A 12,422-nucleotide genomic window follows, 5' to 3' on the forward strand; every position below is an offset into this window, starting at 1 on the left:
TGGCTTCACTCTTGTCAAACCGGCGGCCGCGACCTTCATCAGCGTGAAGCTTTTTGGTCGGGTTTTCCGGCTGACTCTGTGGACCAGCGCGGAAATAAACTCTACCACCACTCGGCCGGGATGGCCAACTCCCCCGGGAGCCGGTTCCCACCACGGACGCGTTGCGGCATGGAAAAGCCCGGAATCACAAGGATCCCGGGCCGTTCCATGCGGGTCACACCGGCAGGCTAGGCGGTGCCGGTGGCCCCACTTCCCGTTACCTTCGGTGCAGCCGCACCTGGCTTGAAGTAGGCGGCGCCGAGCGGAGGCAGGGTGACCGTCAGCGTGGCGGGCTGGCCGTCCTGGCCTTCGTCAACGGCCTTAAGTCCTTCCTTGTTCAGGACACCGGACCCGCCATAGGTCTCGTGGTCCGTGTTGAGGACTTCCGTCCACGGCCCCGCCGTCGGTACGCCCAGCGTGTAGCCGACATGCGGACCGCCGGAGAAGTTGATGGCGCACACCAGCGGGTTGCCGTCCTTGTCCCAGCGGATGAAGGACAGGACATTGTGGTCTGCGTCGCCGCCGTTGATCCACTGGAAACCGCCAGGCTCGTTGTCCCGGGTGTAGAGCGCCGGTGTGGTCTTGTACAGCTCGTTCAAGTCCTTGGTCAGAAGCTGCAGGCCCTTGTGCGCGGGGATGTCGGCAAGCCACCAGTCGAGCCCGTGCTGCTCGGACCATTCCGCTTCCTGGCCGAATTCGGTGCCCATGAAGATCAACTGCTTGCCGGGGTGCGCCCACTGGTAGCCCAGGAAAGCGCGCAGGTTGGCGAGCTGCTGCCAGCGGTCGCCCGGCATCTTGCGCAGCATGGATCCCTTGCCGTGCACAACCTCATCGTGGCTGATGGGCAGCAGGAAGTTTTCCGTGAACGCGTACACCATGGAGAACGTGACGGTGCCGTGGTGCCATTTGCGGTTGATGGGATCCTCGGAGGCGTACTTGAGGGAGTCGTGCATCCAGCCCATGTTCCATTTGAGTCCGAAGCCCAGCCCGCCGTGGCTGGTGGGGGCGGTTACCCCCGGGAACGCTGTTGATTCCTCTGCGATCATCACCGCACCCGGGTGCGTCTTGTAGACGGTGGCGTTGACTTCCTGCAGGAAGGAGATGGCCTCCAGGTTTTCCCGTCCGCCGAAGCGGTTGGGCTGCCACTGGCCGTCCTGACGGGAGTAGTCCAGGTAGAGCATGGAGGCAACCGCATCCACGCGCAGGCCGTCGATGTGGAACTCGTCGAGCCAGTAGAGGGCGTTGGCCACCAGGAAGTTGCGTACCTCGGTGCGGCCAAAGTCGAAGATCAGGGTGCCCCAGTCAGGGTGCTCGCCGAGGTTGGGGTCTGCGTGTTCGTAGAGGGGCTCGCCGTCGAACTGGGCCAGGGCCCAGGCATCCTTCGGGAAGTGGGCAGGGACCCAGTCCAGCAGCACGCCGATGCCGGCCTGGTGGAGGGTGTCCACCAGGTACCGGAATTCATCCGGGTGCCCAAAGCGGGACGTCGGCGCGAAGTAGGAGGTGACCTGGTAGCCCCAGGAGCCGCCGAACGGGTGCTCCGCCACCGGCATGAACTCCACGTGGGTGAATCCAAGCCACTTGACGTAGTCCACCAGTTCCTTGGCGAGCTCGCGGTAGCCCAGCCCGAGCCGCCAGGAGCCGAGGTGTACTTCGTAGACGCTCATCGGGGAATTGTGCGGGTCCCGCTGGGCGCGGGCTTCCATCCACTCGTCGTCCTTGAAGGCGTAGGAGGATTCCACCACCCTTGAAGCCGTCAGCGGCGGAACCTCGGTGCCGAACGCAAGCGGATCGGCCTTCTCCACCCAGTGACCGGCCTTGGTCCGGATTTCGAACTTGTAGCAGGCGCCTGCCGACACGCCGGGAATGAAGAGTTCCCACACCCCGGAGGAGCCCAGGGAGCGGAGGGAGTGTTCGCGTCCGTCCCAGGCGTTGAAATCACCCTTGACCCGGACAGCCTGCGCGTTGGGAGCCCAGACGGCGAAGGAAACGCCGTCCACGTCACCCAGCGGGGACTTGTAGTGCTGGGCGTGGGCGCCCAGCACCTCCCAGAGCTTTTCGTGCCGGCCCTCGCCGATCAGGTGCAGGTCCACCTCGCCGACGGTGGGCAGGTACCGGTACGGTTCGTCCACCGTCACCGGCTCAGCCCCGGGGTAGGTGACCGACAGCCGGTAATCGGGCACATGTCCGTGCTGCAGCGGTTCCAGGACGGCAACCCAGACGCCGTGCGCCTCGTGCTGCATGGGAGTTTCGCCTGCGGAGGTGATGACGCTGACGGCTTCGGCGAGGTGCTTCACCGTGCGGATGGTGACGTGCCCGTAGTCGTCCAGGTGCGCGCCCAGGACCGAGTGGGGGGCGTGGTGTTCACCGTTTGCGATCCTGCCCAAGGTGCCGTCGTCCACCTGCAGCGGTGCGCCCGGGCGGTCAGTTCGTGCTGAGCCTGTCATTTCGTTACCTTCCGATGCTGCCCCGGCATGGTCGCCGGCGCTGTTACCGCTAAGGAGCCGCCTGGAGGCGTTCACCGGGATCGCCAGCCAGTCGGGCCTGTTACGCATTTCATAAACTACTTCGTACAGTGCCTTGTCCAGCCACAATGCCACAAAGAGGGGCGCGTTCCGGTCCACGGTTCCCGGCGTGACACTGGCGTAGCCTTCCAGGAAAGCGTCTGCGCAGTCGTCCACCCACGTGGCAGGCACCTGGGCGCCTTCCTGTTCGCGCTGGGCGGCACCCGCCGCGTAGTCGAAGGACCGGAGCATTCCGACGACGTCGCGCAGCGGAACATCGGGGACATTCCGTTCGGCGATGGGCCGGAGGGGCTCGCCTTCAAAGTCGAGGATGGCCCAGCGGGCAGGGCCATCCTGCGCCGGGACCTGCAGGATCTGGCCCAGGTGGAGGTCGCCGTGGATCCGCTGCAGCGGCCCGGTGGGCACGCCGTCGAGGCCTTGCAGCAGCGCTTCCAGTTCTTTGTCATAGTGCCCGACGGCGGGACCGGCTTCCGCCCATGCCTGCCGGACGCGCTGGGCTACTCCCGGTCCGATCACCTTGCCCGGTTCGCTTTCGGCGGACTGTCCCAGCGCTTCGGCAAGGCGCCGGTGCACTGTTGCGGTGGCGGCGCCGAGGGCCCGCGCTTCTGCCGTGAAATCGGCTCCGGAACGGGCGGCATCCACGGCGAGGCGCCAGGCATCCCTGCCGCCGGCCAGGAATTCGTGTGCCACGGCCAGCTCGCCCTGGACCTGGCGGTTCCCCTTCCCGTTGGACGCGGTCCTGCCCGAGGCCAGCCACTCGCCCCGCACCCAGCCGAGGGTGGCGGGCACCTCGGATGTCCCGGCCGAGGTCAGGGCCGACCCCACCTCAACTTCGGGGTTCGCGCCCTCGGACAACACGCGGAAGAACTTCACGATCGCGGCCGATTCGCCGTCGTCCACAATGACTGAACTGTTGGACTGCTCGCCGGACAGGACCTTCACCACACCCCGCGCGCTGGGCAGCCGGTAGCTCCCGGGGACCCTGAAGCCCGCTGCCGTGCCGCTGGCAGCCTTCTCCTCATTCCGGATCAGCTCCAGCCAGCTGCCCACGAAGTCGGGATCATGGACGGCGTCGTAGACCCAAGGCCGGGACGGATCCGTCCCGGCGGCTTCGCCGACAAGCGCGCGTTCCATTCCTGCCGCGGGTGCCGGCCGGAAGCTCAGCGGGACCTGGACCACGGCAGTCCGCCTGGCGCCGTCGGGCCCCTGCGTGCTGACATTCAGCAGGAACACGGACAGGGCTGCGTGCCTGGCCGGGTCTTCAAGCCCCAGGCTCCCGGCCTGGGACATCTCGAAGTCCGGCGACTTGATGGGAAACCAGCGTTGCTTCGGGAGCCATTCCTGGAGCAGCGCGGTCAGGGCGGGCGTGAGAATAGGCTGGTTCATGTCACTCCTCTATCGACAGGATGGGCATGGCCTGGGTGTAGGGCGACGACGGGTTGGATGCCGCCGACCGGACGCGCAGCCAGAAGAAGTCGTGGCTGCCCAGGGTCAGCGTCAGCGTGCCGTCGTCATTGATTCCGGGGAACACCTGTCCCCCGAAGACATCCCGCAGTCCGCGGCCGGCGTACTCCGGTACCCGCAGCCAGGCTGCCACGGGGTGCTGCGAAAGATTGAAGGCGCACAGGATGGTTTCGCCGTCCATCCCCGCGGGGTTGCCGTAGGGCAGTTCACGCAGGTAGGCAAGGACGGCGTCGTGGTCGGCCTCCACGTGTTTGTAGCCGCCCAGTCCGAACGCGGGATGGTTCTTGCGGACACTCAGGATCTGCCGGGTCCACCGGAGCAGGGAGCCGGAGTGGGCGGCCTCGGCCTCCACGTTCGCCATGCTGTAGTTGTACACCAGCGACTGGATGGGAGGCAGGTACAGCTTGCCCGGGTCCGCATGGGAGAAACCGGCGTTCCGGTCGGGGTTCCACTGCATGGGGGTGCGGACGGCGTCCCGGTCCTCGAGCCAGATGTTGTCGCCCATGCCGATTTCGTCGCCGTAGTACAGGAACGGGCTGCCTGGCAGGGACAGGAGCAGCGCGTTGATCAGTTCGATCTCGGCACGCGAGTTATCCAGCAGCGGCGCCAGCCGGCGCCGGATGCCGATGTTGGCCCGCATCCGCGGATCGGGGGCGTACCAGCCGAGCATGGCCGCGCGTTCGTCCGCGGTGACCATTTCGAGGGTCAACTCGTCATGGTTCCGCAGGAAGGTGCCCCACTGCGCGCCCTCAGGAATGTCCGGGGTGTCCTTCATGGTCTCGATGATGGGCGCTGCCTTCTGGTCCCGGAGCGCGTAGTAGAGCCGCGGCATGATCGGGAAGTGGAAGGCCATGTGGCATTCCGGTTCAGCTTCCGTGCCGAAGTACTCCACCACTTCGTTGGGCGGCTGGTTGGCCTCGGCGATAATCACCCGGCCGGGGTAGCTTTCGTCCACCATGGCCCGCAGTTTGCGGAGGAACTCGTGGGTGGCAGGCAGGTTCTCGCAGTTTGTCCCTTCCTCCTCGTACAGGTAGGGGATGGCGTCGGCCCGGAAACCGTCGATGCCCTGGTCCAGCCAGAACCGCACCACATCGAAGAGCGCGTCGATCACCTTGGGGTTTTCGAAGTTCAGGTCCGGCTGGTGGCTGAAGAACCGGTGCCAGAAGAACTGCCGCCTGATGGGGTCGAATGTCCAGTTCGATTCCTCGGTGTCCACGAAGATGATGCGGGCGTCCTGGTACTTCTCGTCCGTGTCGCTCCAGACGTAGAAGTCACCATAGGGCCCGTCGGGGTCCTTGCGGGACTCCTGGAACCAGGGGTGCTGGTCCGAGGTGTGGTTCAGCGGCAGGTCGATGATCACGCGCACGCCCCGGGCATGCGCCTCGGCCACCAGGCGCTTGAAGTCGCTGATGGTGCCGAACTCGTCCAGCACGGAGTTGTAGTCGGAGATGTCGTAGCCTCCGTCCCGCAGCGGCGACTGGAAGAAGGGCGGCAGCCAGAGGCAGTCCACGCCAAGCCACTGCAGGTAGTCCAACCGGTCGATCAGGCCGGAGAAGTCTCCGGACCCGTCGCCGTTGGCATCCGCGAAAGCCCGGACCAGTACTTCGTAGAACACGGCCTTCCGGTACCACAGCGGATCATGCTGGAGGCCCGGGGCGTTGAGTTCGAATGTGCTCTTGGGGGTGAAGTGCTGGCCCGAACTTTGCGGAGTAAAACTCACTGATGCATTCTCCTCACGCTGAGGATGTGTGCGGGCTCAACGTGCGGGTCCAGGCGTACGTAGTTGTACTCGCCCCACTCCCAGCTTTCGCCGGAGATGAGGTCGTCCACGTAGAACCCGCCGTTGGCGGTCAGGTCCTGCGGGTCCAGTTCAAGTGCGGCGAGGTCCAGGGTCACGGTGCATTCCTTGGTAACGTGCGGGTCCACGTTGACCACCACGATGAGCGTGTCCTTGGAACCGTCAGGCAAGGTCTTGTGCTTGGAGTACACCACCGTGGAAGCGTCCGTGCTCTGGTGGACCGTAAGGTTCTGCAGGTCCTGGAGCGCAGGATGGTCCCGGCGCAGGTGGTTCAGCCGGGTGATGAACGGTGCCAGGGTGCGTCCGGATTCGGCTGCCGCATTCCAGTCGCGCGCCTTGTATTCGAACTTCTCGTTGTCGATGTACTCCTCGGCACCCGGCCGGGCAACGTGCTCATACAGCTCGTAGCCGGCGTAGACCCCCCACAGCGGGCTGGCCGTTGCGGCCAGCACTGCCCTGATCCGGAATGCCGGCGGGCCACCGAACTGGAGGTAGGGGGTGAGGATGTCCGGGGTGTTGACGAAGAAGTTGGGCCGGAAGAACGCCGGCGATTCGTGGCTCACCTCCTGGAAGTAGTCCTCGATCTCCTTCTTGGTGTTGCGCCAGGTGAAGTAGGTGTAGGACTGCTGGAAGCCGGCCCGGCCCAGGGCGTGCATCATCGCGGGCCGGGTGAACGCCTCGGCGAGGAACACCACTCCCGGCACTGCTTTATTGACTTCGGCAATGAGCCACTCCCAGAACCAAACAGGTTTGGTGTGCGGGTTATCTACCCGGAAAATCTTTACGCCGTGGCTGACCCAGAGCAGGACAATCCGCAGAATTTCATTGGAAAGACCCTCAGGATCATTATCGAAATTCAGCGGATAAATGTCCTGGTACTTCTTGGGCGGATTTTCGGCGTAGGCAATACTGCCGTCAACGCGGGTGGTGAACCATTCCGGGTGCGACGTCACCCAGGGGTGGTCCGGGGCGGCCTGCAGGGCAAGGTCCAGGGCAACTTCCAGGCCCAGCTCATTGGCCCTGGCCACGAAAGCGTCAAAGTCCTCGAAAGTGCCGAGGTCGGGGTGGATGGCGTCGTGCCCGCCTTCCTCGGAACCAATGGCCCAAGGCGAACCGGGGTCATGCGGGCCGGCAACCAGGGTGTTGTTGGGCCCCTTGCGGTGCTTCACGCCGATGGGATGGATGGGCGGCATGTACAGGACGTCGAAGCCCATGGCCGCAACGGCGTCCAGCCGCCTCGCTGCAGTGCGGAAGTTTCCGGAGGTCCAGACGCCGGTGGAGTGGTCCTTGACCGCGCCTTCAGAACGGGGGAAGAACTCGTACCAGGCACCGCGGCCGGCACGGTCACGCTCAACGTTGAGCGGGAACTTCTCCGAAACGGTCACCAGCTCACGGATGGGCTGGCGGGCGACAATGTCAGCCACTCCTTGACTGAACCCGGCGGCGAGGCGGTCCTCCGGGCTCAGCGACTGGTCCGCCAGCCTCTCGGCCACCCAGCGCAACGTGGCTCTGTCCGCCTCGTTCCGCGAGTCGTCGTCGGACGCTTCGGACAGCAGCGCAGCGCCTTCGGCGAGCATCAGTTCAACATCGATCCCGGCAGCGATCTTGACCTCGGCGTTGTGGTGCCAGGTGCCGTAGCGGTCATGCCAGGCTTCAATCACAAAGGACCAGTGCCCGGTTTCCGACGGCGTGAGGATGCCCTCCCAGCGGTCGGTTCCCATGCCGCGTTCCCCACGCGGCGGCGCGAGCCGGACGCGCTGGCGCTCCGCGCCCGACGGGTCCAGCAGGACTGCGCTTACGCCGAGCTGGTCGTGGCCTTCCCTGAAACAGGTGGCACCCACAACGATTCCTTCGCCCGGCAGGGCCTTGGCCGGGAACTTTCCACCCTCGACGACGGGCTGCACGGCCGTGATCGGAAAACGTCCGAACCGCAGTCCCTCCGTGATGGATCCCCTTGGCATTTTCTCTGTTACGGCACTGGTTCCTGAGTTAGTCGTCACAGCCTCGACGTTAGCGAGAAAAGTCCGAGATTGCTAAGGCTGCTCACTATTTTCGTCGTGCCGTACGTCATTTCCTCCACGCCCTTGTCATTTACCCAAAAGAAACCCAAAGCTGGTTCCAGCCGCCCATGTTGTCCGTTAGTGTGACGCAGGTGAAGGCAATCCGCAGGTTTACGGTCCGTACAGTCCTCCCCGAACCCATCCGTCCGCTGGCACGGCTCGCGAGCAATTTGCGCTGGTCCTGGCACCGCCCCACCCGGGAACTCTTCGCCGGGTTGAACCCGCGCATCTGGGAGGAAAGCGAGCAGGACCCCGTTGGCTTCCTGGGCATGGTCAGCAGGGAAGAATTCCAGCGACTGGCCGCAGACCGGTCGGTGGTGGAGCGGGTGCGGGCAGCGGAGGAAGACCTTGACCGGTACCTTGAGGAACCGCGCTGGTACCAGGGCCTGGGACCGGAAGCACCGGCGTCCATCGCCTACTTCTCCCCCGAGTTCGGCATCACCGAGGTCCTGCCGCAGTATTCCGGCGGCCTGGGGATCCTGGCCGGCGACCACCTGAAGGCCGCGTCGGACCTCGGCGTGCCGCTGGTCGGTGTGGGCCTGCTCTACCAGGCCGGCTACTTCAAGCAGTCCCTGTCCCGGGACGCCTGGCAGCAGGAGACCTACCCCGTCCTGGACCCGGACGGCCTGCCCCTCACCCTGCTTCGCGAGCCCTCCCCCGACGGCAACGGCAAGCCCCTGCAGATCACCCTGCCGTTGCCCAACGGCCGCCGGCTGCTGGCACACATCTGGCGGGCCGACGTCGGACGTGTCCCCCTGCTGCTCCTTGACTCCAATGTGCCCGGCAACGATGACGCGGCGCGCAGCATCACGGACCGGCTGTACGGCGGCGGCGGTGACCACAGGCTGCAGCAGGAACTGCTGCTCGGCATGGGCGGGGTCAAGGCGCTGCGCGCCTTCCAGCAGCTCACCGGCTGCCCGGCACCGGAAGTGTTCCACACCAACGAGGGCCACGCAGGCTTCCTGGGCATCGAACGCATCCAGGAGCTCATGTCCGGGGACCAGGCGCTCACCTTCGACGAGGCCCTGGCGGCCGGCCGCGCCTCCACCGTGTTCACCACCCACACTCCTGTTCCGGCCGGCATCGACCGGTTCGAGATCTCGCAGATCAGCCACTTCTTCCAGGCCGGCCTGGCGCCCGCCGTGCCGGTGGACCGGATCCTGGAACTGGGCCGTGAAAACTACGCCGACGGCAACCCGGCGGTGTTCAACATGGCGGTGATGGGCCTGCGCCTGGCACAGCGCGCCAACGGTGTGGCCAAGCTGCACGGCGAAGTGTCGCGTGGCATGTTCTCCGCGCTGTGGCCAGGCTTCGACCCCTCCGAGGTACCCATCACCTCGGTCACCAACGGAGTGCACGTGCCCACGTGGGTGGACAGCCGGATCGCCAAGCTGGCCCGCGACCAGTTCGGCAGCGAGGCCGAGGCCAACGGCCGCTGGGACCTGGCCTACAACGTCAGCGACGCCGATGTGTGGGCGCTGCGCCGGGAGATGCGTTCGGCGCTGGTGGACGACGTCCGCAAGCGGCTGCGTGCCGCCTGGAAGAAGCGCGGCGCCGCCGACGCCGAGCTGGGCTGGACGGACAACGTCCTGGACCCGGACGTGCTGACCATCGGCTTCGCCCGCCGCGTCCCCACCTACAAGCGGCTGACGCTCATGCTGCGTGAACCGGAACGGCTGAAGGCACTGCTCCTGCACAAGGAACATCCCATCCAGCTGGTCATCGCCGGCAAGTCCCATCCTGCCGACGACGCCGGCAAGAAGATGATCCAGGACCTGGTCCGGTTCACCGACGACCCCGAGGTCCGGCACCGGATCGCGTTCCTGCCCAACTACGACATCGCCATGGCGCGCACCCTGTTCCCGGGCTGCGACGTGTGGCTGAACAACCCGCTGCGTCCGCTGGAAGCCTGCGGGACATCCGGCATGAAGGCGGCGCTGAACGGTTCGCTGAACCTGTCCGTCCTGGACGGCTGGTGGGACGAGATGTACGACGGCGAGAACGGCTGGGCGATTCCCACCGCCAATAACGGCGCATCACCGGAAGAACGCGACGACATCGAGGCCGCAGCCCTGTACGAGCTGCTCGAAACCCAGGTGGCCCCGAGGTTCTACGGCAGCACCGTCTCGGAAGCTGCGGGCGCGGCCGGGCCGTCGACGTCGGCGGCCGAGAAGGTGCCCACGCACTGGGTGTCCATGATCAAGCACACCTTGTCGCACCTGGGCCCGGCCGTCTCCGCCGAGCGCATGCTGCGCGACTATGTGAACATCCTCTACCGCCCCGCCGCAGAGGCCGGACGCAGGGCCATCGCCAACTCGTACTCGCAGGCACGTTCGCTCGCATCGTGGTCGGCCAAGGTGCGTTCCAACTGGTCCCAGGTCCACGTGGAGCACGTGGACTCGGTGGGCGTCTCCGAGGATCCGCAGATCGGCGACACCCTGCAGGTCAACGCCTATGTGGCCCTGAACAGCCTCACCCCGGATGACGTGTGCGTGGAAGTGGCCTATGGCCGGGCCGAGGAAAGCGACACCCTGGCGGACATCACCCTGATGGAGCTGCAGGTGAAGGAGGACCTGGGCAACGGCCGCCACCTTTTCAGCGGCTCGCTGGTGATCGACCGCTCGGGCTCCTTCGGCTACACGGTCAGGGTCCTGCCACGGCATGAAGCCCTGGCATCCAAGGCGGAGCTGGGCCTGATCGTCAACGCCTGACCCGTTCGCCAACCGGCCTGAACCGACGCAGGAGGACCCATGACCGAACAAACCGTGGCCGACGTGATCGTGGACCGGCTCAGCACCTGGGGCGTGAGCCGGATTTTCGGGTACAGCGGTGACGGGATCAACGGGTTCATGGGGGCGCTGCGCCGGTCCGGCGGGCGCGTGGAGTTTGTCCAGGCCCGGCATGAGGAAACGGCAGCGTTCATGGCCGTGGGCCACGCGAAGTACACGGGCGGCGTGGGGGTGGTGACGTCAACACAGGGTCCGGGCGCTGTCCACCTCCTCAACGGACTGTACGACGCCAAGCTCGACGGCGTGCCGGTCGTTGCGATCGTGGGTCAGCAGAGCCGTACCGTGCTGGGTTCGGCCTACATGCAGGAGATTGACCTGGGCTCCCTGTTCAAGGACGTTGCATCCCAGTTCGTCCAGCTGGTCAGCGCCCCGGAGCAGGTGCCCATGGTCCTGGACCGGGCGTTCCGCACGGCGAAGGCAACGTCCTCACCCTGTGTGGTCATCGTCCCGCACGACATCCAGTCCGCGCCGGCGCCGCAGCTCGAGCAGCAGCACGGCATCGTGGTCACCAGCCCCTCATGGAGTTCCGCCGCCAAAACGCCGCGGGATGAGGACCTGGACGCCGCGGCCGCCCTCCTGAACTCCTCGGAACGGGTGGCCCTGCTCGTCGGCCAGGGTGCCCGGCATGCCTTCGACGAGGTGGTGGCGGTGGCGGAGAAGCTGGGTGCCGGCATTGCCACCAGCCTGCTGGGCAAGCCGTACGTGGATGAGACCCTTCCCTTCGCCGTCGGGACCATGGGCCACCTGGGCACCACTGCCAGCGCCCACCTGCTGGGCAACTGCGATGCCCTGCTGATTGTGGGCTCCAATGATCCGTGGACCGAGTTCTATCCGCCGCCCGGGGCAGCGCGCGCCGTGCAGATCGACATCGATGAGAAGAAGATCGGCAACCGCTACCCGGTGGAGGTGGGCCTGGCCGGTGACGCGGCATCCGCCCTCACCGCCCTGGGCCGGAGGCTCGAGCACCGCCCGCGCGGGCAGTGGCGTTCGGACGTGGAACATGAGGTCAGCCGCTGGCGCATCCTCGCCGCGGACCGTGCCGCCGTGCCTGCCCTTCCCGTCAATCCGGAACGCGTGGTCCGCGAGCTTAACGGCAGGCTCCCGGCGAACGCGCAGGTGAGCGTCGACGTCGGAAGCTGCGTGTACTGGTACGCCCGCCAGCTGGTGCTGCCGCCCGGGGTCCCGGCGCATCTTTCCGGAACCCTCGCCAGCATGGGGTGCTCCATTCCGTACGGGATTGCCGCCAAACTGGCCCACCCCGACCGGCCGCTGGTGGCCTGGCCGGGGACGGTGCCATGCAGATGGCGGGCGTCGCCGAGCTGGCCACGGTGGCCCACCGGTGGCAGGACTGGGAGGACCCGCGGTTCGTGGTGTGCGTCTTCAACAACCGGGAGCTGACGGAGGTCACCTGGGAACAACGCGAGTCGGAAGGCGAGCCGCGGTTCGCTGCCAGCCAGGAGCTCCCGGATTTCCCGTTCGCCGGATACGCCGAGCTGCTGGGCCTTGGGGGCATCCGGGTGGAGGACCCGGAGCTCCTTGGAGATGCCTGGGAGCAGGCCTTTGCCGCGGACCGGCCCGTGGTGATCGAGGTGCTGACGGACCCGGAAATTCCGCTGCTGCCCCCGTTCCCCGCCGGCAGGGAAAAGGCGGAGAGCATGCGCAAGGGGCTGGCTGCGGAGGACGACGGCGGCCGGGCCTCCGAACTGCTCGACACCTACCTGTCGCAGGAGGAACCTGCCGGCGGCTGACT

Annotated in this window: 4 protein-coding genes and 1 pseudogene; 2 read left to right on the forward strand and 3 right to left on the reverse strand. The window is 66.4% G+C overall.

Annotated elements, in window-relative coordinates; all coding sequences use genetic code 11:
* Positions 1–227: 227 nt before the first annotated feature.
* The 3 genes from G205_RS06515 to G205_RS06525 are packed head-to-tail and all read right to left on the reverse strand — an operon-like array spanning position 228 to position 7,784.
* Positions 228–3,947: a 1,4-alpha-glucan branching enzyme gene (locus G205_RS06515; RefSeq protein WP_009357277.1), complete on the reverse strand. Its 3,720-nt coding sequence runs from the start codon at positions 3,945–3,947 to the stop codon at positions 228–230.
* A 1-nt stretch (position 3,948) separates the two neighbouring features.
* On the reverse strand, positions 3,949–5,745 hold the full coding sequence (gene treS, locus G205_RS06520; protein WP_009357278.1) for a maltose alpha-D-glucosyltransferase: 1,797 nt from the start codon (positions 5,743–5,745) through the stop codon (positions 3,949–3,951).
* On the reverse strand, positions 5,742–7,784 hold the full coding sequence (locus G205_RS06525; RefSeq protein WP_009357279.1) for an alpha-1,4-glucan--maltose-1-phosphate maltosyltransferase: 2,043 nt from the start codon (positions 7,782–7,784) through the stop codon (positions 5,742–5,744). Before G205_RS06525 ends, treS begins: the two co-directional genes overlap by 4 nt.
* Before the next feature lie 191 nt (positions 7,785–7,975).
* Here G205_RS06525 and glgP point away from each other — a divergent pair, with 191 nt between their 5' ends.
* Both glgP and G205_RS06535 read left to right on the forward strand, forming a co-directional pair.
* Entirely contained in the window at positions 7,976–10,594 is a 2,619-nt protein-coding gene (gene glgP, locus G205_RS06530) for an alpha-glucan family phosphorylase (protein WP_200859141.1), read from the forward strand.
* A 39-nt stretch (positions 10,595–10,633) separates the two neighbouring features.
* Positions 10,634–12,420: pseudogene (locus G205_RS06535) on the forward strand (thiamine pyrophosphate-requiring protein).
* Positions 12,421–12,422 lie beyond the last annotated feature (2 nt).

Origin of the sequence: Arthrobacter nitrophenolicus (assembly GCF_000332815.1) — a bacterium.
GTDB classification, from domain to species: Bacteria; Actinomycetota; Actinomycetes; order Actinomycetales; family Micrococcaceae; genus Arthrobacter; species Arthrobacter nitrophenolicus.

Bases quoted from the DNA above. Each gene is read 5' to 3' on its own strand.
- G205_RS06515 (WP_009357277.1), bottom strand. From the start codon at position 3,947: ATGAACCAGCCTATTCTCACGCCCGCCCTGACCGCGCTGCTCCAGGAA.
- G205_RS06525 (WP_009357279.1), bottom strand. From the start codon at position 7,784: ATGCCAAGGGGATCCATCACGGAGGGACTGCGGTTCGGACGTTTTCCG.